Consider the following 21,244-nt stretch of genomic DNA (forward strand, 5'->3'; position numbering starts at 1 on the left):
TCGGTCTTTATGATATTTTAAATTAATGGACGAAAGATTTTAAATATTTAAAGTCTTTCCTGTATTAATTTAGTACTAGTATTCAAGTAGGGAGTGAAATTCATTGGATTATGTAATAGAAATGCTAGGCATTCGGAAAGAGTTTGGAACTTTCGTAGCAAATGATAATATAACCCTTCAATTGAAAAAGGGAGAAATACATGCTCTTTTAGGTGAGAATGGAGCAGGAAAGTCCACTCTCATGAACGTATTATTCGGTCTGTATCAACCAGAAGCAGGCGACATAAAAGTAAGAGGTAAGTCTGTGAAAATTACGGACCCAAACGTTGCCAATGACCTGGGAATTGGAATGGTTCATCAGCATTTCATGCTAGTGGAAAACTTTACAGTTACGGAAAATATTATTTTAGGTAACGAACCAACTAATGGCGGTGTCGTAAATATTAAGGATGCTGCACGTAAAATAGAGCAACTGTCAGAAACTTACGGATTAAATGTAGACCCTTATGCAAAAATAGAGGACATTTCCGTAGGAATGCAACAGCGGGTAGAAATTTTGAAAACGCTTTATCGTGGTGCTGAAATACTAATTTTTGATGAACCGACAGCTTCTTTAACTCCTCAAGAGATTAATGAGCTTATTCAAATTATGAAGCGTCTTATTAAAGAAGGTAAATCTATCATTTTAATAACGCACAAACTTAAAGAAATTATGGATGTGTCGGATAGAGTCACGGTTATTCGTAAAGGTAAAGGAATTGGTACTGTTATAACAGCAGAAACAAATCCAAACGAATTGGCATCGCTTATGGTTGGACGTCAGGTTGAATTTAAAACAGTTAAGGGCGAAGCTAAACCTAAGGAAGAAGCATTGATCATTAAAGACTTAATAGTGACAGACTATAGAGGTATTGAAAAGGTTAAAGGGTTAAACTTAACTGTTCGCAAAGGTGAAATTCTCGGTTTAGCAGGGATTGACGGAAATGGTCAAAGTGAGCTAATTGAGGCAATTACTGGTCTTCGTAAGTCTAAGAGTGGATCTATAAATCTAAATGGAATAGATATTACAAACAAAAAACCTCGTAAAGTGACAGAGGCGGGAGTTGGACATATTCCACAGGATAGACATAGACATGGTTTAGTTTTAGATTTTCCAATTGGTCACAATATTGCTCTTCAAACCTATTATTTAGAGCCTATTTCTAAAAGAGGAATTATAAATTACAAAAAAGTGTCTAACTTAGCGCAAAAAATTATTAAAGAATATGATGTACGTACACAAGGTGAGCATACATTGGCTCGAGCATTATCAGGAGGTAACCAACAGAAGGCCATTATCGGTCGTGAGGTTATACGTGACCCTGAGTTGTTGATCGCGGCGCTTCCTACTCGTGGTTTAGATGTAGGGGCAATCGAGTTTATTCATCAGCGTCTAATAGAGCAAAGGGATAAAGGAAAAGCAGTATTACTTCTTTCGTTTGAACTAGATGAGGTTATGAATGTATCGGATCGTATTGCAGTTATATATGATGGACAAATTGTTGATTCTCTTTTACCTAAAGAAACGACAGAGCAAGAGCTTGGTCTATTAATGGCAGGACAAACAAGAGAAAAAGATAAGAAGCAGGGGGATGTAGAGCATGTCGAATAGAGTAGTAAATATACTTGTCCCTGTTATTTCCGTAATACTAGGGTTAATCGTGGGTGCGATTGTCATGCTAATAAGCGGATACGATCCTATCTTGGGATACGCTGCGCTATGGGAAGGTATATTTGGAGATGCCTATAGAATGGGTGAAACAGTACGTCAAATAACACCATACCTATTATCAGGGCTTGCGGTGGCGTTTGCTTTCCGCACTGGGCTGTTTAACATTGGAGTGGAGGGGCAATTACTTGTAGGCTGGTTTGCAGCGGCTTACGTCGGTATTGCATTTGATCTCCCAATGTACATACATCTACCACTAGCAATACTTGCTGCAGCCGTTGCAGGAGGATTGTGGGCTTTCCTACCAGGATTATTAAAAGCAAAACTTCAGGTGCATGAAGTAATAGTAACGATCATGATGAATTACATTGCACTTCATACAACGAATGCGCTTATTAAAATCGTTGCTGATGGTGGCGACAGTACGGAATCTATTAAACCAACCGCTTCACTGACGTCTGCTTTCTTCCAAAGCATGACAGACTATTCTCGTTTACATTATGGAATATTTATTGCGTTAGCAATGGTTTTATTAATGTGGTTCATTTTAGAGAAAACAACTACTGGATATGAATTGAAGTCAGTAGGATTTAACAAGCATGCTTCAGAGTATGCTGGTATGAATGTCTCTAAGAATATCATCTTATCTATGGTTATCTCAGGTGCTTTTGCCGGTCTAGCTGGTGCTATGGAGGCATTAGGTACATTTGGTTACGCAAGTTCTAAAGGTGCCTTCACAGGTATCGGGTTTGATGGAATCGCCGTGGCTTTACTGGGGGCGAATACACCTCTAGGAGTAATTTTTGGTGCTACACTATTTGGATCTCTAAAATATGGAGCAACTAATATGCCTAACGCTGCAGGAGTTCCGATAGAAATTGTATCGATTGTTATTGCGATTATTATTTTCTTCGTTGCCTGTGGATATGTCATTCGCTATTTCCTTGAAAAGATTAGTAAGAAAAAGGAGGCGAATTAAATGAGCTTTTTAGATGTATTATATTTCATCGTTCCATCAGCAATTTTCTATGCAGCCCCTTTAGTTTTCACTGCTATAGGTGGAGTTTTCTCTGAAAGATCTGGTGTAATTAATATTGGTCTAGAAGGTATGATGGTTATGGGTGCCTTTATTTCCATCATTTTTAACCTGACTTTCGTTAGTACGTTTGGTGCTATGACACCTTGGGTTGCAGTTATTGCAGCCATGATTGTTTCAGGTATATTTGCTTTGCTACATGCAGTAGCATCTGTATCGTTTAGAGCAGACCAAACCATTTCTGGGGTAGCGATTAATATGTTAGGTGTCGCTATTGCATTGTTCACAGTAAAAATGATCTATGACAAAGGACAAACAGATTATATTCAAGAACGTTTTATACGCTTTGATATTCCTGGTTTAAGTGAAATACCAATCATCGGACCAATGTTATTTAAGGATGTCTACTCTACTTCTATTTTAGCTGTTGCAGTAGCTATTCTAGCATGGTTTGTTATTTACAAAACTCCATTTGGTCTTCGCCTTCGTGCAGTAGGTGAGCATCCTATGGCAGCAGATACAATGGGAGTTAATGTAAAGAAAATGCGATACATTGCAGTAATTATTTCTGGTATGCTGGCTGGTATTGGTGGAGCTGTATATGCTCAATCGATTTCAGGAGAGTTCAGTCACACTACAATTAATGGACAAGGATTTATGGCTCTTGCAGCCATGATTTTTGGTAAATGGCATCCGCTAGGAGCACTTGGAGCAGCACTTTTCTTCGGATTTGCGCAAGCTTTAAGTATCGTTGGTGGACAAATACCATACATTGATCAGATTCCAAGCTATTACTTGCACATTTTACCATATGCATTAACTATTCTTGCAGTAGCAGGGTTTATAGGGAAAGCAAATGCTCCTAAAGCGAGCGGTATTCCTTATATTAAAGGAAAAAGATAAATTTTTGCTTAGAATTTACCAATTAATAATAAAAAATATAGCGATTAAAAAGGGACCAATTAAGTTTGGTCCCTTTTGTTTGTATTGATATAATTAGAAGATGTATAGTGAAAAGGTATATGAGTAACACTAGAAAGAAAAAGGGGGAATTCTTTTCATGTTTCAACATTTTGAATTAGCCAAAGGTGTCCAGCTTTATATAAGACCTACAGAACAATTTAAAACCATTAATATTTCCTTTAAATGGAAGCAACCATTAACTGTAGAGTCTGCTGCAGTAAGAGCGGTACTTTCCAATGTACTGCAATATAGCAATGCCAAATATCCAACATATGCATCTTTTAGAAAACGTTTAGATGAATTATTCGGAGCGGTATTATATTTTGACACATCTAAAAAGGGTTTAAATCATATTTTTTCTTTAAATGCCGAAACAGTTAACGATGCTTATTTATCTAATGAAACTGTGGTAGATGAAGTACTTTCATTATTACAAACAGTGCTTTTCCAACCTAACTTAGAAAATGGAAAATTTGTTGAATCGGTTGTGAAGCGAGAAAAAGAACAAGTGATAGAACGTATTCAGTCGATGTACGATGATAAAACTCGTTATGCACAGCAACGATTATTAGAAAATATTTTACCCGATCATCCTGCTTCTATTAGCGCTAATGGTACGGTGGAAACAGTGAAGGCAGTAACAAACGAACAGTTATTAGAAATGCATCAAAACCTGCTTACAAAAGAACCATTATCTATCTATATTGTAGGTGATGTAGATGTAGAGGAAATGAAAGCTAAAATTAGTGAATTTTTCCCGTTTGAAGCTCGTTCTGCAGACATTCCAAAAGAAACAGAAAGTGCTGTTTCAACAAACGACAACGAGTTTTTACATGAAAAACAGGACATGAAGCAAGGGAAATTACATATCTCTTATCAAACTCCAGTCACGTTTTACTCTAATGAATTCCCAATTATGCAAATTACTAATGGTATTCTTGGTGGCTTTGCCCATTCTAAGATTTTCATGAATGTTCGTGAAAAAGAAAGTATGGCATACTATGCCTCAAGTAGCTTTTCCTCCCTTTATGGTCGCATTTTTGTATTTGCGGGAATTGATGCCAACCTACAGGAAAAAGCTGTTGCATTAATAGACGAACAGCTAAAGGAAATGCAAGAAGGAAATATATCTGATTTAGAGATCAATCAGACAAAATCCATGCTTAAAAACCAGCTTAAGGAATCTTTGGATTCTGCTAGAGGACAAATAGAAATTTACGATCAATATAAAGAACTCGATGAATCCTTTACAGTGAAAAACTGGACCGCTAAATGGGAAGATGTCACGAAGGAGCAAATTCAAGAAATGGCTTTAAATATCGAAAAGGAATTTGTCTATTTCTTATCTGGTAAGGACGGTGCAGACAATGAATGAAACTTACTTTGAACAGCTAGAAGAAACACTATATCACGAAGAACTTTCCAATGGATTAAATGTCTATATTTTGCCTAAAAAAGACTTTTCCAAAACATATGTAACCTTCACTACAAAATACGGTTCTATTGACCGAGAATTTATTCCTCTAGGTAAAAAAGAGCCTGTTACAGTACCAGACGGAATCGCCCATTTTCTAGAGCATAAAATGTTTGAAAAAGAAGAAGGAGATGTTTTCCAGAAGTTCAGTGAAAATGGGGCTTCTGCCAATGCATTCACGTCATTTACAAGAACTTCTTATTTATTCTCCTCAACAGATAATATATTAGAAAACACTAATACTCTTCTTAATTTTGTACAGGAGCCATATTTCACAGAACAAACTGTTGAAAAGGAAAAGGGTATTATTGGGCAAGAAATTACCATGTATGACGACCAGCCGGACTGGAGGTTATACTTTGGTACGATTGAAAATATGTACAAAGAACATCCTGTGAAAATTGATATCGCGGGCACAATAGAGTCTATTAGTCATATTACAGCTGAGCATCTTTACGAATGCTATAACACGTTTTACCACCCTTCGAATATGGTGTTGTTCGTTGTTGGGGCAGTAGATCCTAAAGAAATGATGGACTTTGTAAAAGAAAATCAGGCTAAAAAAGAATTTAAGGCTCCAGAGGAAATTGTTCGTTTTTACCCAGAAGAGCAGCCACAAGTAGATAAAAAAGAACGAACATTAAAAATGGACGTTCAAAAGTCTAAGCTTTTATATGGCATTAAATCGAACAATGTTAATATTACCGGTAAAGAAATGTTAAATTATGAGTTGGCTATGCAAGTGGCTGTTGAACTGATATTCGGTAGAACATCCTCGTTTTTCCAAGAGGTCTATGAAAAAGGGTTGATCGATGAATCCTATAGTGCAGACTTCTCTATGGAAGAAGGCTACGGTTTTGCGATGATAGGCTCCGATACAGGAAATCCAGAAGAGCTTGGTCAGAAGATCAAAGAAACTATTACTAAATTTGCAACAAATTGGACATTAGAAGAAGAGGACATGAAACGAATTACTAGAAAGAAAATTGGTCATTTCTTACGTTCTTTAAATTCAATTGAATATATTGCAAACCAATTTACTCGTTATAAGTTTAACGATATGAATTTATTTGATGTAGTACCAGCCTTAGAGAACTTAGGTGTGGAACAAGTCAAGAAGGCATTTGAAGCCTTTAAGGATGAGAATACACAAACTGTATTTAAGATTATTCCTTCGAAGGAAACAGATAATGGCTAAAAAGTTTGCTCTAGTGGTAGGGGCGTCTGGAGAAATAGGGATTGCTACTAGCCTAAGTATGGCGGAGGCTGGATGGTCCCTGTACCTTCATTTTGCGAGTAACAAAGAGAAGGTGGATGAACTTATAGTTGCCCTAGATCTTGCCTATCCACAACAGGAATTCATACCTATTCAAGCAGACCTATTAGATACAAGAGCAATTGAAGTCATTGTGAATTCTATTTACTCTCTTCAATCGATAGTCTTTGCCCAAGGCCAAAGTCTTTATAAAGGTATAGAAGAGACCTCTTTGGAAGAAATACGACATCTCTTTCAAGTACATGTAGAGCATCCAATGTTTTTAGCGGGAAGATTAGCGTCTAAGCTACGAAAGCATGAGCATAGCTCTATTATCTTTATTGGCTCTATATGGGGAGAAACAGGTGCTTCCTATGAGGCAGCCTATTCTGCTGCTAAAGGGGCTCAGCATGCGTTTGTGAAAGCCTATGCGAAAGAGGTTGCCATGCAAAAGACAAACGTTAATGTCGTCGCACCAGGTTTTATCGATACAAAAATGAACGCTCATTTAGATGATGAATCTCGAGAGTTTATATTAGAAGAGATTCCTGCAGGTATATTTGGCAAACCTCAGGATGTAGCCAATGTGGTTGTTTTTTTAGCAAGTGAGCATGCATATTATATTACTGGTCAGGTCATTCGAGTTAATGGTGGTTGGTATATTTAGGAAAAGAAAAGGGGGAAGTTAACTCTCTTTTCTTTTTCCCTTTTATTCGGTTATAAAATCATATATGATAGAACTATTAATGCATTGAGAACGTCATTCTATAAAGGGAGGAATACATGATGGCAAGTGAATGGTTTTTTGAATACGAAATTCAAGTAAATCGTCCTGGACTTTTAGGAGACATTTCTTCTCTATTGGGTATGCTGCGAGTAAATATAGTCACTATTAATGGAGTAGATGAGGGTAGACGTGGTATGCTCATTAAAGCTGAAAAAAAAGAAAATATTGAACGCTTTGAACATATCATTTCCACAATGGAAACAATTCATTTAACTAAGTTTCGTGAGCCGAAGCTAAGAGATCGTTTAGCTGTGCGTCACGGAAGATACATACAAAGAGATGCTGATGACAGAAAGACTTTTCGATTCGTAAGAGATGAGCTTGGTCTACTAGTAGATTTCATGGCTGAGATCTTTAAACAGGAAGGACATAAGCTAATCGGTATCAGAGGTATGCCTAGAGTAGGGAAAACAGAATCTGTAGTTGCAGCAAGTGTTTGTGCGAACAAAAAGTGGATTTTCCTTTCTTCCACAATGATTAAGCAAACGATTAGAAATCAACTCGCTGGGGATGAATTCAGCGATCGCAATATCTTTATTCTGGATGGAATTGTTACAAGAAAGTCAAATGATGAAAAGCATCTACAACTTGTTAGGGAAATGATGAGAATGCCTACTATTAAAGTAGTGGAGCACCCAGATATGTTCATCAAGCATTCCGAATATTCTATAGAGGATTTTGACTATATAATTGAGCTTCGTCATAGTCCAGAGGAAGAAATTACGTACGAAATGATGGAAAAAAATCATGCGATGACCGACAAAGGCATGGGTGGATTTGGCGGATTCGGTGAATTTAATTTTTAACGAAGTAGGTGTTTTAATTGACTGAACTTGGTACTCGTTTAAAAGAAGCGAGAACAGCAAAAGGATATAGTATCGAGGATTTGCAAGAAATAACAAAAATCCAAAAAAGGTATTTAGCTAACATTGAGGAAGGGAATTATTCTACAATTCCTGGTGCTTTTTATGTGCGAGCTTTTATCAAGCAATACGCAGAGGCAGTTGGCTTAAATGGGGATGAGCTTTTAGAGACATACAAATCAGAGCTTCCAAGTCCTACAAATGAGGATGTTGCAAAAACTATCCCTGCAACACCGTCTAGAAGAACTTTGGGTGGCCGAGCATCGAACAGATTTATGGAAATTATGCCGATGATTATAGTGGCATTGTTTGTTGTGGCGATAATTGTGATTGTATGGACACTTAGACAGAACTCTCCAGAGACGGAAGAGTCACCTGCAGTAGAAACAGAAGAACCAGTGACAATGGATATCACTCCTCCACCTTCGGATCAAACAGCTACAGATAATGAAGAAGAGGAAGAAGCTGTGGAAGAAGAAATTGAAGAAGAACCAGTGCCTAAACTAGCTTTCGCATTAGAGGGGACTCAAGGGGAAACTTCAACATATACTGTATCTGGTGCAGAAACTTATCAGCTAAAGTTAATGGCTAGCAGCGACAAGACATGGTTAAACTTAAAAGACCAAGCAAACAAAACTTTATATGATAGCTGGGTTAACACTGGAACGCCATATGAGCTAGATGTAACTACAACGGATCAAATTCGCGTGAGAGTGGGTAACGTTCCAGTTACGCAAGTCTTTATTAATGATGAGCTAGTGGAATTCCCAACAGATAAGAGTCCTCAAAATTTAGTTATAAAATTCAGCAAATAGTCATCGATTAGATGGCTATTTTGTTTGAAATATGAAAGGAGTATTTTTTGATGAAAATGAATATACCAAACCAAATTTCTATGTTCCGCATATTTTTGATTCCAGTATTTATGATTTTTATGCTAATTGATTTTAACTGGGGGGAAGCTAGTTTTTTAGGCGCAACTATTCCAGTAAATCACCTAATTGGAGCTATTATTTTTATTATCGCCTCTATTACTGATTTTATCGATGGTTATTATGCTCGTAAATATAATTTAGTAACCAATATGGGTAAGTTTTTAGATCCTCTAGCGGACAAATTGCTAGTTTCAGCAGCATTAATTATATTAGTGCAGTTTGGAGTTGCACCAGCGTGGGTAGTTATATTAATTATCAGCCGTGAATTTGCAGTGACTGGTTTACGCTTAATATTAGCGAATACAGGAGAGGTAGTTGCAGCAAACCAACTCGGTAAAATAAAAATGTGGACACAAATTATCGCGATTTCATCATTACTTTTAGGAAATGTATTTTTTGAAATGTTCAATTTCCCATTTGATATGATCATGCTATACGTTTGTCTATTCTTTACTTTATGGTCGGGATTTGATTATTTCTATTTGAATCGCAAAGTGTTACTTGACTCAAAATAGGAAGGAAGTTTTGGGATGAAAGCAGAGATTATTGCGGTAGGATCAGAATTATTGTTAGGGCAAATTTCCAATACGAACGCAAGATATATATCCTCCCAGCTGGCAGAGTTAGGGATCGATGTGTATTACCACACAGTAGTTGGAGACAATCCTAATCGTTTGTTAGAAGCCATAAAAATCGCAGAAAATCGAGCTGACCTCATTATTTTTTCAGGAGGTTTAGGACCTACTAAAGACGATCTTACTAAAGAAACAATTTCTAAACACCTTAACAAAAATCTTGTATTAGATGATCATGCAATCATTTATATTGAGGATTTCTTTAAAAGAGCTGGAAAAGTAATGACGGAGAACAATAAAAAACAAGCATTAGTTTTAGACGGCTGTACTGTCCTTGAAAACAAGCATGGGATGGCTCCGGGGATGCTGCTTTCCACAGAGAAACATACATATATGTTATTGCCTGGCCCTCCAAAAGAATTAGAGCCGATGTTCCAATTTGAGGCTAAGCCGCTGTTACCTAAACTGCTTTACAAAGAAAATGTAATTATGTCCCATGTCATTCGCTTTTATGGTATTGGCGAAGCAGAGTTGGAGAATGAGGTCCAGGATTTATTGGACAATCAAACAAATCCGACCCTTGCGCCGCTAGCTTCTGACGGCGAGGTAACCTTACGACTTACTGCGAAAGCAGATACGGAGGAAGAAGCTTGGAAAAGGATTGAAAAGCTACAAGCTGAAATCTTAAACCGCGTGGGCAAATATGTGTATGGATATAATAACGAATCGTTAGCCTCCAAGCTTAGAGATATACTAATTGACAATGAGCTAACAATTTCTGCTGCAGAAAGTATGACTGCTGGACTTTTTCAATCGGAGTTGGCGGCAGTCCCAGGAATGGGCGTAGCACTTGTAGGTGGCATTATCACCTATACGGAAGAAGTGAAAATCAATCAGCTTGGTGTTAAGAGAGAAACGATTGATGAACATAGCGTCGTTTCTAGTCAGGTTGCAGAAGAAATGGCTAGTCGAGTCAAAGAAAAGTTTGAAACAACGATAGGTATAGGTATTACTGGAGCAGCTGGGCCAGATGGACACGGAGATCAACCGGCAGGAACGGTGTGGATTGGAATAGCGTATGGAGACGTCGCCCCAATTTCTTATAAATTGAATCTATCCGGTATGAGAAACACAAATCGTTTAAGAACAGTTAAGTTTACTATCCATTATTTGATTCGACTTTTAAGAGAAGAAGGATTATCGAAAATTTAATTTTAACAAAGGAAAACGGCTCAAATTATCATTTTGTGCTGTTTTTTCCTATCAAAATCTAATAGTGTTAAAAAATAAACGAATAGATGTTCGCTTTTTTCTTGTAAATTTCTCAAAGACCGAGTATACTAAAGATAGTAAAAAAAATGATAGTTTCTAGGAGGAAATACATTTGGCTAATGATCGTAAAGCAGCGTTAGAAATGGCTTTAAAACAAATAGAGAAACAATTTGGTAAAGGTTCCGTAATGAAATTAGGAGAGAAAACAGACCGTGAAATCTCTACCTCTTCAAGTGGTTCCCTAGCTCTTGATGCAGCACTTGGAATAGGCGGATATCCAAGAGGTCGTATTATTGAAATTTATGGCCCAGAGAGCTCAGGTAAAACAACTGTAGCGCTTCACGCTATTGCAGAAATACAAAAAACAGGTGGGCAAGCGGCATTTATTGATGCAGAGCATGCGTTGGACCCTGTATATGCACAAAAACTAGGCGTTAACATAGATGAATTATTATTATCTCAACCCGACACTGGAGAGCAAGCCCTTGAAATCGCAGAAGCTCTAGTCCGCAGTGGTGCGGTTGAAATCATTGTTATCGACTCTGTTGCAGCATTAGTACCAAAAGCGGAGATAGAAGGAGAAATGGGAGACTCTCATATTGGTCTTCAAGCTCGCTTAATGTCTCAAGCATTACGTAAGCTATCAGGAGTTATTAACAAATCTAACACTATAGCAATCTTTATTAACCAAATTCGTGAAAAAGTTGGAGTAATGTTTGGTAACCCGGAGGTAACGCCTGGTGGTCGTGCACTTAAATTCTACAGCTCTGTCCGCTTAGAAGTAAGACGTGCTGAAGCTATTAAACAAGGTACAGACATTATGGGTAACAAAACGAAAATTAAAGTAGTAAAAAACAAAGTTGCTCCACCATTTAAAACTGCAGAAGTAGATATTATGTACGGAGAAGGAATCTCTCAAGAAGGAGAAATCGTTGATATAGGTTCTGAATACGATATTATCCAAAAAAGTGGTTCTTGGTATGCTTACAATGAAGAACGTATTGGCCAAGGGCGAGAAAACGCTAAGCAATTCTTGAAAGAAAACCCTGCTATTAAAGAAGAAGTGGCATTAAAAATCCGTCAATCTCTAGGTATGTCTGCTGGTGCACTTGTTATTGCAGCGCATGAGCCAGAGGACGAAGATGGCGAGTTCGAGCTACTTTTAGAAGATGAATAATAGTTAAAGTTAAAAAGATATCAAGAGACTCTCTCTTGGTATCTTTTTTTAAAATCTATTTCTAATATTTTTTGTAGTTTAAACTTATCACAAAGTCCATTTTACTTGAACTTTAGTAGTTGTGAATGATCTAAATTCAAAATTAGAAGCTTTACCTATTAAAAGCGTTCGTTGAAACGACAGGCAATGAATCTAGTCGGTTGAATGAACATTGATCATTCTTCAGAAAAGGACAACCAGAGCTGAAACTAATTATAATTTCTTTGCTGAGCAGATAAATATCATGATTTTTTTATTGATTGTTCCTTGTGGTTTTACATAATAAAAGAAAATATGAAATTGTTTCAAATAGGAATTATGAAATCATATTATTTAGGCAATACCTAAAGTAATAGATATCCTCTCTCTAAAACTAATAATATTCTTCCGTTTCCTTGACAGAGTATTTCTACATCTATACAATTAAAATTGTATAATTTCTTTATTAAATGACTAAAAAGCAGTACAAATATGCATTCAATTAGCATATATGTGCCGACTGAAACTTAAAAGTATAGCAAGAGGGGGTGTTCGAAATGACATGGGAAATTATCATCTCCGCTTTGCTTGGTCTTATTATCGGTGGCGCTGTTGGTTACGGTTATCTGAAAAAAGTGAATGATTCAAAAGTGACTGGTGCAAAACAATCTTCTGTACTCATTATAGAGGAAGCAAAGCGAGAGGCAGAAGCATTAAAGAAAGAAGCACTTTTAGAGGCCAAAGATGAAACTCACCAATTACGAAATGAAGCTGAATCTGACATCCGAGAACGCCGCATGGAACTGCAAAAACAGGAAAATCGGTTATTACAAAGAGAAGAGAATCTAGATCGTAAAGATGATGCTCTAAACAAGAGAGAAGTAAGTCTTGAGCGTAAAGAAGATGCTCTAACACAAAGACAACAGCATATCGAACAAAAGGAAAGTAAAGTGGATGAACTAGTTGAAGAGCAACAAACAGAGCTACAACGTATTTCTACTCTTACTCGTGAAGAAGCAAAAACTATCATTCTTCAAGAGGTAGAAAATGAATTGGCTACTGATATTGCTGTGATGACTAAAGAATCTGAAACAAGAGCCAAAGAAGAGGCTGACAAGAAATCGAGAGAAATACTTTCACTTGCTTTACAAAGGTTTGCAGCAGATCACGTTGCGGAAACTACCGTTTCGGTTGTAAACTTACCGAATGACGAGATGAAAGGACGAATTATCGGACGTGAAGGACGAAACATTCGTACACTCGAAACATTGACTGGTATCGATCTTATCATTGACGACACACCAGAGGCTGTAATTCTTTCCGGGTTCGATCCGATTAGAAGAGAGACTGCTCGATTAGCCCTTGAAAAATTAGTGCAAGATGGACGTATCCATCCTGCTCGAATTGAAGAAATGGTAGAGAAGTCTAGAAGAGAAGTAGATGAACAAATTCGCGAAATTGGCGAACAAACTACTTTTGATATAGGTGTTCATAACCTACATCCAGATTTGATGAAGATTTTAGGCCGTTTAAGATACCGTACAAGTTATGGTCAAAACGTATTAAAACATTCTACTGAAGTTGCCTATTTAGCTGGTCTCTTAGCTGCAGAGCTTGGAGAAGACGTAACACTTGCTAGACGTGCAGGCTTATTACACGACATCGGAAAAGCAATTGACCATGAAGTGGAAGGAAGTCACGTTGAAATAGGTGTAGAACTTGCAAGAAAGTATAAAGAACATCCGGTAGTAATTAATAGTATTGCTTCCCATCACGGAGATACAGAAGCTACTTCTGTCATTGCCGTATTAGTAGCAGCAGCAGATGCTTTATCTGCAGCTAGACCTGGTGCAAGAAGTGAAACATTAGAAAATTACATTCGCCGCCTTGAAAAACTAGAGGAAATTTCAGAATCCTATGAAGGTGTTGAAAAATCCTTTGCTATTCAAGCGGGTAGAGAAATCCGCATTATGGTTCGTCCTGATCAAATCGATGACATTACGGCTCATCGCTTGGCAAGAGACATCCGTAAGCGAATTGAAGAAGAGCTCGATTATCCTGGTCACATAAAAGTAACTGTAATCAGAGAAACTAGAGCCGTAGAATACGCAAAATAAAGTAAAAGCAATCATAACATTGAAAACAAAAGGCTTCGAAATGAAGCCTTTTTTTCGTGAAAGGACGTTATTGTAAAAATGAAAATACTATTTATCGGTGATATTGTTGGATCAATTGGTAGAGATACCTTGGAAAGCTACTTACCAAGACTAAAAAGAAAATATATGCCAGATGTTGTAATTGCCAATGGGGAGAATGCAGCTGCTGGTAGAGGCATTACGAAAACTATATTTAACTCTCTTTTACATATGGGAGTAGACGTAGTGACGATGGGAAACCATACATGGGATCAAAAAGAAATTATGGACTTCATCGATGATACAGATTATTTAATTCGTCCTGCCAATTTTTCAGAAGACGCTCCGGGTAAAGGAATGACCTCTGTAACGAAAAACGGCCACACTATTTCTGTCATCAATATGCATGGTAGAACATTCTTACCGCCACACGATGATCCATTTAAAATGGCAACTGAAATGGTTGAAGAAGCTAAGCAGCTATCCCCAATTGTATTTGTAGACTTTCATGCAGAAGCGACAAGTGAAAAAATTGCCTTTGGATGGCATTTAGACGGCAAGGCCTCTGTTGTAGTAGGAACTCATACGCATGTACAAACAGCGGATTCTCGTATTCTTCCTGGCGGCACTGCTTATATTACAGATGTCGGAATGACAGGTCCTTATGATGAAGTATTAGGGATGAAAAAAGAGGACGTACTATACCGTTTCCAAACAAATATGCCAACTCGCTTTGAAGTACCGAAGAGCGGTCGTTCGGTGCTAAGTGGATTTTTCGTAGAGGTGGATAACCAAACTGGTAAAGCGACACATCAAGAGAGAATATATATTAACGAAGATTATCCATTTGAAGCATAAAAAAGTCTAAAAAATTTCTTCCGAGCATAAGTTAGTTTATGAACGAAAGCAAGTTCATAAATATAGCGATAAAAGGAGAAATGATAGTGGATTCTTTAAAAGTATCTTCTCGTTCAAACCCCAATTCAGTTGCTGGTGCATTAGTTGCAGTTATAAGAGAACAAGGTTACGCAGAAATGCAGGCAGTAGGCGCAGGAGCATTAAACCAAGCTATAAAAGCTATTGCTATTGCAAGAGGATTTGTTGCTCCTAGTGGAACAGACCTAACTTGCTCACCGGCGTTCACAGATATTATTATTTCTGGTGAAGATCGAACTGCTTTGAAATTATTGGTAGAAAAGAAATCAAAATAATATATAGCAGCAAGGCTTTCTTCACAAAAGGCTTGGTACTCTATATAAAGTTTCACAAAAAGCCGCTACTGTCTTTAGTAGCGGCTTATAATTTGCGTTTCCATACTTTTTTGAATAAATCGTGACGGAGGGGTTCCGTCAAAGGTCTGAAATTCCATAAAAGTACAGGTAATACATAGTGTATATCGCTACTTCGTGATAAACTAATGAAGGAAAAAAGCATTTAAAGAGAACAGTAAGGAGATGTTTATATGTTGCAACAGCTTTCTTGGAAAGTAGGAGGGCAGCAAGGAGAGGGTATTGAGAGTACAGGCGAAATATTCTCTATGGCTATGAATCGCCTTGGGTACTACTTATATGGATACCGTCATTTCTCTTCTCGAATTAAAGGCGGACATACTAATAATAAAATTTGTGTGCGTCCTACTCAAGTACGTACCATTCCAGATAACTTAGATATTTTAGTGGCATTTGATCAAGAAACGATTGAAGTCAATTATAAAGAGCTTACAGAAAAAAGTATCATACTAGCAGATGCTAAATTTTCACCAGAGGCACCAGAGGACTGTTTAGCACCAATGTATATCGTACCTTTTACAGAGATTGCTTCTAGCCTTGGAACCTCTCTCATGAAGAACATGGTGGCAATTGGAGCTACGTCTGCTTTATTAAACCTAGACAAAGCCGTTTTCCAAGGAGTCGTTGATGAAATCTTTGGTAAAAAAGGTGAAGAAGTTGTAGAAAAAAATATGCAGGCGATTCAACAAGGATATGACACGATGGCTGAGCAGCTTGGGGACCGTCTTGGAGAGTGGGAAATAGCTCCAGCTGACGGCAAACAGCGTTTATTCATGATTGGTAATGATGCAATAGCTATGGGCGCATTAACTGCAGGCGTACGCTTTATGGCAGCTTATCCAATTACTCCAGCTTCTGAAATAATGGAGTATATGATTAAAAAGCTACCTCTATTTGGAGGAGCAGTCATTCAAACAGAAGATGAAATTGCTGCAGCAACAATGGCAATTGGTTCTAACTACGGTGGTGTACGTGCATTTACAGCGTCTGCAGGGCCTGGCCTGTCTCTAATGATGGAAGCAATCGGATTGTCCGGGATGACCGAGCAACCATTAGTAATTGTCGACACACAGCGTGGGGGTCCATCTACAGGATTACCGACCAAACAAGAGCAGTCTGATTTAATGCAAATGATCTACGGTACGCATGGGGAAATTCCAAAGGTGGTCATTGCACCAAGTACTGGAGAAGAAGCGTTCTACGATACAATCCAAGCTTTTAATATTGCTGAAGAATTGCAGCTACCTGTCATTATTCTTTCGGACTTACAGCTATCACTTGGTAAGCAAACAGTGGAGCCATTTGATTATTCGAAAATAGAAATCCGTCGTGGTCGTTTAATGGACAACGAAGAGCTTCCAGAAACAGAAGATAAAAGTTATTTCAAACGATACGAAGTAACCGAAGATGGTATTTCACCACGTGTATTACCAGGTATGAAGCATGCAATTCACCATGTAACAGGTGTAGAGCATGATGAAACTGGCAAACCTTCTGAAGCCGCATTAAACCGTCAAGCTCAAATGGACAAGCGTATGAAAAAATTAAAGTTTGTTAACTTCGATGAGCCAGTGTACGTTAACGCTCCTCATGAAGAAGCAGATATATTATTTGTAGGATTCAATTCTACTCGCGGAGTACTAGAAGAACTACAACAAACACTAAATGACAATGGAGTGAAAGTGAACCATGCACATATTCGCTTAATTCACCCATTCCCAACCGAACAAATGCAGCCGCTAGTAGCTAAAGCTAAAAAAGTAGTAGTGGTAGAAAACAATGCAACAGGACAATTGGCAAACATTATTAAAATGAACGTCGGCGGTCATGACAAAATAGTGAGTGTATTGAAATATGATGGCACTCCATTCCTGCCATTAAGTCTTGCAAAACAAGTGAAGGAGATGCTAACAGATGGTAACATTTAAAGATTTTCGTAACAATGTAAAACCAAACTGGTGCCCAGGATGTGGTGACTTTTCTGTGCAAGCAGCAATACAGCGTGCAGCAGCAAACGTAGGCATCCAGCCGCATGATTTAGCAGTCATCTCTGGTATCGGATGTTCTGGACGTATTTCTGGCTATATCCATTCTTATGGCTTCCATGGTATCCACGGCAGAGCTTTACCAATTGCACAAGGTTTAAAAATGGCTAATAAGGATTTACACGTAATCGCATCTGGTGGTGACGGAGATGGGTTTGCCATTGGTATGGGACACACAATCCACTCAATTCGCCGTAATATTGATTTGACCTATGTAGTAATGGACAACCAGATTTATGGATTGACTAAAGGACAAACATCTCCACGTTCAGCAGAAGGCTTTAAAACGAAGTCTACTCCAGGTGGAGCAATAGAACCTTCCGTTAAACCACTGGAGCTGGCACTGACTTCTGGGGCTACATTTGTCGCACAGGGCTTCTCTTCAGATATTAAAGAATTAACTGCAATTATTGAAGCAGGAATTCAGCATAAAGGCTTCTCATTTATTAACGTGTTCAGCCCATGTGTCACTTATAACAAAGTAAACACATATGACTGGTTCAAAGAGAATTTAACGAAGCTATCTAATGTGGAAGGCTACGACTCCACTAATCGTGAGGAAGCAATGCGAGTAGTAATGGAAAATGAAGGACTAGTAACTGGAATCATCTATCAGGATGAAAATGCACCTTCTTACCAGGATCAAGTACCTGGATATGCTCCAACACCGCTTGTTGATCAAAACTTGAAGATGAGTGAAAAAGAGTTTGATGCATTGTTAAAAGATTTTATGTAAATGAATACTAAGCTCATGAACGATTATCGTTCATGAGCTTTTTTGTGTTTATAGGGATAATTAAGAGTAGAATCTCTGCTAAGGATGTGTGGATGGTTGCACGTAAATGTTGGGAGGTGCACTTGTAGGGGGTAGGAGCGCACCTAAGCGAGAGAGTTGCACCTAAATAGTGTGGAGCCGCACCTAAAGGGTTGAGAAGTGCACGTAAAGTATATGGAAGTGTCACCTAAAGGATAGGAAAGCGCACCTAAACGAGAGAGTTGCACATTAATAGTGTGGAGCCGCACCTAAAGGGGTGAGAAGAGCACGTAAAGTATGTGGAAGTGTCACCTAAAGGATAGGAAAGTGCACCTAAGCGAGTGAAACCGCCCATAAGTAATAGCAAAGTGTCCCATAACAAGTTGAGAACCGCCCATAAAGTATGGACAAGTGTCCCATAAATCACAGTAAACCGCCCATAAACAAAGAAACCGCCCATAAGTAATAGCAAAGTGTCCCATAACAAGTTGAAAACCGCCCATAAAGCATAGACAAGTGTCCCATAAATCACAGTAAACCGCCCATAAACAAAGAAACCGCCCATAAGTAATAGTAAAGTGTCCCATAACAAGTTGAAAGCAGCCCATAAAGCATGGACAAGTGCCCCATAAACTCCAACAAACCACCCATAACCAGAAACTCACCAAACCGCCATACCAGAAGTTTCTCCTAAACCACCATTACAACTTAAAAAAGGACCCCCTAAAACAAGGGAATCCCAGCAGAACAACCTCTATTATTCAAATCACAATCTTATCTAATTCCCATTAAGTGCACTATATAAACCAAAAAACCGCACATATTTTGTCTAAATAAGAAATTTTAAGCTTAATGCCTTGTAGCAATGGAGCACTATTCAGTATAATAGGATGGATATTCGGATTTTGGCGAATGAAAGAAAGGGGAGTTCTTATGAACGAGGAATCACGTTTACAAAGTACTCAAATAAAAGAAACTACTTCTCCCGAGAAAAACGTGGAGAAAGATTATAGCAAATATTTTCAAGCAGTTTACACTCCCCCGTCCTTAAAAGATGCAAAAAAACGTGGGAAAGAAGAAGTGGCTTATCACAACGACTTTTCAATTGCAGATGAATTCAAAGGGATGGGACAAAATCGTAAATTTTATATACGTACCTATGGATGTCAAATGAATGAACATGACACAGAAGTAATGGCTGGGATTTTCATGCAGTTGGGATATGAGCCAACTAATACAGTGGAAGATGCGAATGTCATCCTTTTAAATACTTGTGCTATTCGTGAAAACGCGGAGAACAAAGTATTTGGTGAACTTGGTCATTTAAAGCATTTAAGAAGAAATAATCCTGATTTGCTAATCGGTGTATGTGGATGTATGTCCCAGGAAGAATCCGTAGTAAAGAAAATTTTGAAAACGTACGATCAAGTAGATATGATTTTTGGTACACACAATATTCACCGTCTACCTAACATTCTTAATGAGGCGTACCTATCAAAAGAGATGGTTATTGAAGTATGGTCTAAAGAAGGGGATGTAATAGAGAACCTTCCGCGAGTGCGTAAGGGGTCTATTAAAGCCTGGGTTAACATTATGTATGGCTGTGATAAGTTCTGTACATATTGCATCGTGCCATATACACGAGGTAAAGAGCGTAGCCGTCGACCAGAGGATATTATTCAAGAAATTCGCCACCTTGCAGCTCAAGGCTATAAGGAAATTACACTTCTTGGTCAGAATGTAAACGCTTATGGAAAAGACTTTACTGACTTAGATTATCGTTTTGGTGACTTAATGGATGATTTAAATAAAATTGATGTAGCGAGAATTCGTTTTATGACTAGTCATCCTAGAGATTTTGATGACCATTTAATCGAAGTTTTAGCAAAGGGTGGCAACTTGGTAGAGCATATTCATTTACCAGTTCAGTCAGGATCATCTGATATTCTAAAAATTATGGCTCGTAAATATACAAGAGAACATTATTTAGAGCTAGTAAGAAAGATTAAAACAGCTATTCCGAATGCCTCATTGTCAACCGACATTATTGTTGGTTTCCCTAATGAAACGGACGAACAATTTGAGGAAACACTATCTCTTTATAAAGAGGTAGGATTTGAAATTGCATACACTTATATTTATTCTCCACGTGAAGGTACTCCAGCAGCTAAAATGATTGATAACGTGCCAATGGAAGTGAAGAAGGAAAGACTTCAACGTTTAAATGCACTAGTAAACGAAATGTCTGCAGAGGCAATGAAAAAGCTTGAAGGTGATATTGTGGAGGTATTGGTAGAAGGGGAAAGTAAAAATAACCCTGATGTACTTGCTGGATATACCCGAAAAAGCAAACTAGTGAATTTTGTTGGACCTAAAGATATTATCGGGAAGCTTGTTCAAGTTAAAATTACAAATGCAAAAACATGGTCACTTACTGGTGAACTAGTAGAAGAAACAATTGAAGAAAAGGTGGGTATATAATGACTACTAAATACACTAGAGACGATATTATTGAGAAGGCTAGAGAAATAGCTACTATGATTGCAAACACGGAAGAAGTTGACTTCTTTAAACGTGCAGAAGCACAAATTAATGAAAATCAATCCGTACGCGAGAAAATTGCTAGCTTAAAGAGCTTACAAAAACAAGCAGTTAACTTCCAGCATCTTGGAAAAGAAAAAGCATTGAAGATGATTGAAGGTAAAATTGCTGCAATCGAAGAAGAAATCGACAGTATTCCAATTGTTCAAGAATTTAAGCAATCTCAAGGTGATGTAAATAGTCTGTTACAGCTAGTTGCTAATTCAATCTCAAACAATGTTACTAACCAAATTATTGAATCTACCGAAGGTGATCTTCTTAGAGGAGAAACTGGTTCTAAGGTTAAAAACACTACTTACGATAGCTGTTCATAATGATAAACGACAAAACATACACTGTATCTACACGATACAATGT

Annotated in this window: 18 protein-coding genes; all 18 read left to right on the forward strand. The window is 37.9% G+C overall.

Annotation, left to right across the window (positions count from 1 at the left end):
- Nucleotides 1–103 precede the first annotated feature (103 nt).
- The 18 genes from HF876_RS03410 (at nt 104) to HF876_RS03495 (ending at nt 21,201) form a co-directional block, all read left to right on the forward strand.
- Nucleotides 104–1,651 carry an ABC transporter ATP-binding protein gene (locus HF876_RS03410; RefSeq protein WP_169358647.1) on the forward strand — a complete coding sequence of 516 codons (1,548 nt, stop codon included), beginning with the start codon at nt 104–106 and terminating at the stop codon, nt 1,649–1,651.
- Entirely contained in the window at nt 1,641–2,687 is a 1,047-nt protein-coding gene (locus HF876_RS03415) for an ABC transporter permease (protein WP_169358648.1), read from the forward strand. Before HF876_RS03410 ends, HF876_RS03415 begins: the two co-directional genes overlap by 11 nt.
- The gene (locus HF876_RS03420) at nt 2,688–3,647 is read left to right on the forward strand and encodes an ABC transporter permease (RefSeq protein ID WP_169358649.1); all 960 of its coding nucleotides are present in this window, start codon (nt 2,688–2,690) and stop codon (nt 3,645–3,647) included. It abuts the gene before it with no gap.
- A 157-nt stretch (nt 3,648–3,804) separates the two neighbouring features.
- Nucleotides 3,805–5,082, forward strand: a complete 1,278-nt coding sequence (gene yfmF, locus HF876_RS03425) for an EF-P 5-aminopentanol modification-associated protein YfmF (protein ID WP_169358650.1) — start codon at nt 3,805–3,807, stop codon at nt 5,080–5,082.
- Complete coding sequence (gene yfmH / locus HF876_RS03430; RefSeq protein WP_169358651.1) at nt 5,075–6,379, forward strand: EF-P 5-aminopentanol modification-associated protein YfmH; 1,305 nt, start codon at nt 5,075–5,077, stop codon at nt 6,377–6,379. The genes yfmF and yfmH overlap by 8 nt, the downstream gene beginning before the upstream one ends.
- Nucleotides 6,372–7,103 carry an elongation factor P 5-aminopentanone reductase gene (gene ymfI / locus HF876_RS03435; protein WP_169358652.1) on the forward strand — a complete coding sequence of 244 codons (732 nt, stop codon included), beginning with the start codon at nt 6,372–6,374 and terminating at the stop codon, nt 7,101–7,103. Before yfmH ends, ymfI begins: the two co-directional genes overlap by 8 nt.
- 119 nt (nt 7,104–7,222) lie before the next feature.
- Nucleotides 7,223–8,029: a DUF3388 domain-containing protein gene (locus HF876_RS03440; protein ID WP_169358718.1), complete on the forward strand. Its 807-nt coding sequence runs from the start codon at nt 7,223–7,225 to the stop codon at nt 8,027–8,029.
- Nucleotides 8,030–8,046: 17 nt separating this feature from the next.
- Nucleotides 8,047–8,901, forward strand: coding sequence for a helix-turn-helix domain-containing protein (locus HF876_RS03445; protein WP_169358653.1), 855 nt, complete (start codon nt 8,047–8,049; stop codon nt 8,899–8,901).
- A gap of 56 nt (nt 8,902–8,957) precedes the next feature.
- A complete protein-coding gene (gene pgsA / locus HF876_RS03450) occupies nt 8,958–9,536 on the forward strand; it encodes a CDP-diacylglycerol--glycerol-3-phosphate 3-phosphatidyltransferase (RefSeq protein WP_169358719.1) in 579 nt (192 codons plus the stop codon).
- A gap of 15 nt (nt 9,537–9,551) precedes the next feature.
- Nucleotides 9,552–10,808, forward strand: coding sequence for a competence/damage-inducible protein A (locus HF876_RS03455; RefSeq protein ID WP_169358654.1), 1,257 nt, complete (start codon nt 9,552–9,554; stop codon nt 10,806–10,808).
- Between the two features lie 172 nt (nt 10,809–10,980).
- A complete protein-coding gene (gene recA / locus HF876_RS03460) occupies nt 10,981–12,045 on the forward strand; it encodes a recombinase RecA (protein WP_277347068.1) in 1,065 nt (354 codons plus the stop codon).
- Between the two features lie 575 nt (nt 12,046–12,620).
- Complete coding sequence (gene rny, locus HF876_RS03465) at nt 12,621–14,180, forward strand: ribonuclease Y (RefSeq protein ID WP_169358655.1); 1,560 nt, start codon at nt 12,621–12,623, stop codon at nt 14,178–14,180.
- Between the two features lie 78 nt (nt 14,181–14,258).
- Nucleotides 14,259–15,056 (forward strand): TIGR00282 family metallophosphoesterase, encoded by a 798-nt coding sequence (locus tag HF876_RS03470; RefSeq protein WP_169358656.1) that lies wholly within the window; start codon nt 14,259–14,261, stop codon nt 15,054–15,056.
- Nucleotides 15,057–15,142: 86 nt separating this feature from the next.
- On the forward strand, nt 15,143–15,409 hold the full coding sequence (locus tag HF876_RS03475) for a stage V sporulation protein S (RefSeq protein ID WP_169358657.1): 267 nt from the start codon (nt 15,143–15,145) through the stop codon (nt 15,407–15,409).
- Nucleotides 15,410–15,660: 251 nt separating this feature from the next.
- A complete protein-coding gene (locus HF876_RS03480; RefSeq protein ID WP_169358658.1) occupies nt 15,661–17,415 on the forward strand; it encodes a 2-oxoacid:acceptor oxidoreductase subunit alpha in 1,755 nt (584 codons plus the stop codon).
- The gene (locus tag HF876_RS03485; protein ID WP_169358659.1) at nt 17,402–18,268 is read left to right on the forward strand and encodes a 2-oxoacid:ferredoxin oxidoreductase subunit beta; all 867 of its coding nucleotides are present in this window, start codon (nt 17,402–17,404) and stop codon (nt 18,266–18,268) included. Before HF876_RS03480 ends, HF876_RS03485 begins: the two co-directional genes overlap by 14 nt.
- Before the next feature lie 951 nt (nt 18,269–19,219).
- A complete protein-coding gene (gene miaB, locus HF876_RS03490) occupies nt 19,220–20,767 on the forward strand; it encodes a tRNA (N6-isopentenyl adenosine(37)-C2)-methylthiotransferase MiaB (protein ID WP_169358660.1) in 1,548 nt (515 codons plus the stop codon).
- Nucleotides 20,767–21,201 carry a YlbF/YmcA family competence regulator gene (locus HF876_RS03495; protein WP_169358661.1) on the forward strand — a complete coding sequence of 145 codons (435 nt, stop codon included), beginning with the start codon at nt 20,767–20,769 and terminating at the stop codon, nt 21,199–21,201. The genes miaB and HF876_RS03495 overlap by 1 nt, the downstream gene beginning before the upstream one ends.
- The last annotated feature ends 43 nt before the right edge of the window (nt 21,202–21,244 follow it).

This window comes from Psychrobacillus sp. BL-248-WT-3 (assembly GCF_012843435.1).
Taxonomy (GTDB): Bacteria; Bacillota; Bacilli; order Bacillales_A; family Planococcaceae; genus Psychrobacillus.